This is a genomic window from Streptomyces atratus (assembly GCF_014648655.1).
Classification (GTDB): domain Bacteria; phylum Actinomycetota; class Actinomycetes; order Streptomycetales; family Streptomycetaceae; genus Streptomyces; species Streptomyces atratus.
The window spans coordinates 1-1,857 of the sequence record NZ_BMRN01000165.1; the positions used below are offsets into that span (position 1 = coordinate 1).

1 protein-coding gene is annotated in these 1,857 nt (G+C 68.2%); it reads right to left on the minus strand.

The window, feature by feature from the left end; translation table 11 throughout:
- Positions 1 to 1,857: condensation domain-containing protein (locus IEZ15_RS43850; protein WP_229846605.1), on the minus strand; the 1,857-nt coding region annotated here is incomplete at both ends.

Sequence of the window (1,857 nt, forward strand, 5' to 3'; positions counted from 1 at the left end):
CAACCGTGCGTCAGGGGCAGCTGCCACAGAGGCGGCGAGCGTGGCCAGATGGCCGGCCATCCGCTCGATCCTCGCCCGATCGAACAGATCCGTCCGATACTCCAGCGCCGCCAGCACCTCACCGTCCGACTCCGCCGCCGTCAGCTGAAGGTCGAACTTCGCGTCCTGGCCGCCCACCCCGACCTGCTCGACTTCGAGGCCGGGCAGGCTCCATGCGTCCCCGTCCGGAGTGTTCTGGAAAACGAACAAGGTCTGGAAGAGCGGGTTGCGGGACAGGTCGCGGTTCGGGGCCAGCTCGTCGACGAGCCGCTCGAAGGGCAGGTCCTGGTGGTCGTACGCGCCCAGTGCCGTGTCCTTGACGCGGTCGATCAGCTCGCCGAAGGTCGGGTCACCGGACAGGTCGGTCCGCATCACCAATGTGTTGACGAAGAAGCCGATGAGGTCTTCGGTCTCGGCGCGGTTGCGGCCCGCGATGGGGGTGCCCACCGCGATGTCGTCCTGGCGGCCGTAGCGGGCCAGCACGATCTGAAACAGGGACAGCAGCGCCATGAACAGGCTCGCACCCTGCCGTCCCGCCGTCGACCGCAGCTGCTCCGCCACCTCGGCCGGCAGGGTGAAGTGCACGCTGTCTCCCGCGGCGCCCTCGCGCTCGGTAGGACGTCCGTGGTCCGTGGGCAGTTCCAGCACCGGAACGCCGGTCAGGCGCTCCCGCCAGTACGCCAACTGCTCGTCCAGGAAGTCGCCGGTGAGCTGTTCCCGCTGCCAGACGGCGAAGTCCGCGTACTGCACCGTGAGTACCGGGAGCGCCACCTCGCGCCCGGCCAGGGCCGCCGCGTAGTGTTCACGCAGCTCGCGCGCCAGGATGCCGGAGGACCAGCCGTCCGACACGATGTGGTGCAGCGTGACCAAGAGGTACTGGTCGTCCTCCGCGACTCGCACCAGGTCCACGCGCAGCAGCCGTCCTCCGTCCAGCTCGAACGGGCGACGCGCCTCCGCTCCCATGATCTCCTGTGCGGTGCGCTCCCTGTCCTCAAGGGCGGCGACGGTCCGGACATCGTGCACCACCGGGGTGACCGACCACGGCGCGTCCACGATCTGCGAAGGGCGCCCGGAATCGTCGGTGACGAACCGGGTCCGCAGGATCTCGTGCCGGGCCACCAGAGCCGTGAACGCTGCACCCAAGGCGCCGACGTTCAGCTCACCCCGGATGCGCAGGCCGAAGGGCACCAGGTACTCGGCGCTTTCAGGCGTCAACTGATCGAGGAACCAGAGCCGTTGCTGGGCGAAGGACAACGGCAGAGAGCCTTCGGTACGGTCGACCGGTACGAGCGGCGCCTCATCGGCCGTTGCCAGCTCGCGCATGGCCGCGGCCAGAGTCGCCGGCGTGGGTGAGGTGAAGAGAGTGCGCACCGGCACGTCGATGCCGAGCTGCTGCCGCAGCCGGGATGTTACCCGTATCGCGAGCAGCGAATGCCCGCCGAGCTCGAAGAAGTTGTCGTGGATGCCGATGGTCTCGACACCGAGGATGTCGGACCAGATGGTGGTGACGACGTGCTCGGAGGTCGTGCGGGGGGCGACGTAGGTCGCGTCGAGGTGGGGGCGGTGGGTTCCGGGGGTGGGGAGGGCTTTGGTGTCGACTTTGCCGTTGGGGGTGAGGGGTAGCTGGTCCAGCGTCACGTAGGTGGCGGGGATCATGTAGTCGGGGAGCTGGTGTTGGAGGTGGGTGCGTAGTTCATCGGAGTTCGGATTGCTTCCGGGGGTGGTGGTGATGTAGGCGGTGAGTCGTTTGTCGCCGGGGGTGTCTTCGCGGAGGGTGATGGTGGTGGTGTGGATGTGGGGGTGGGTGTTGAGGGCGTT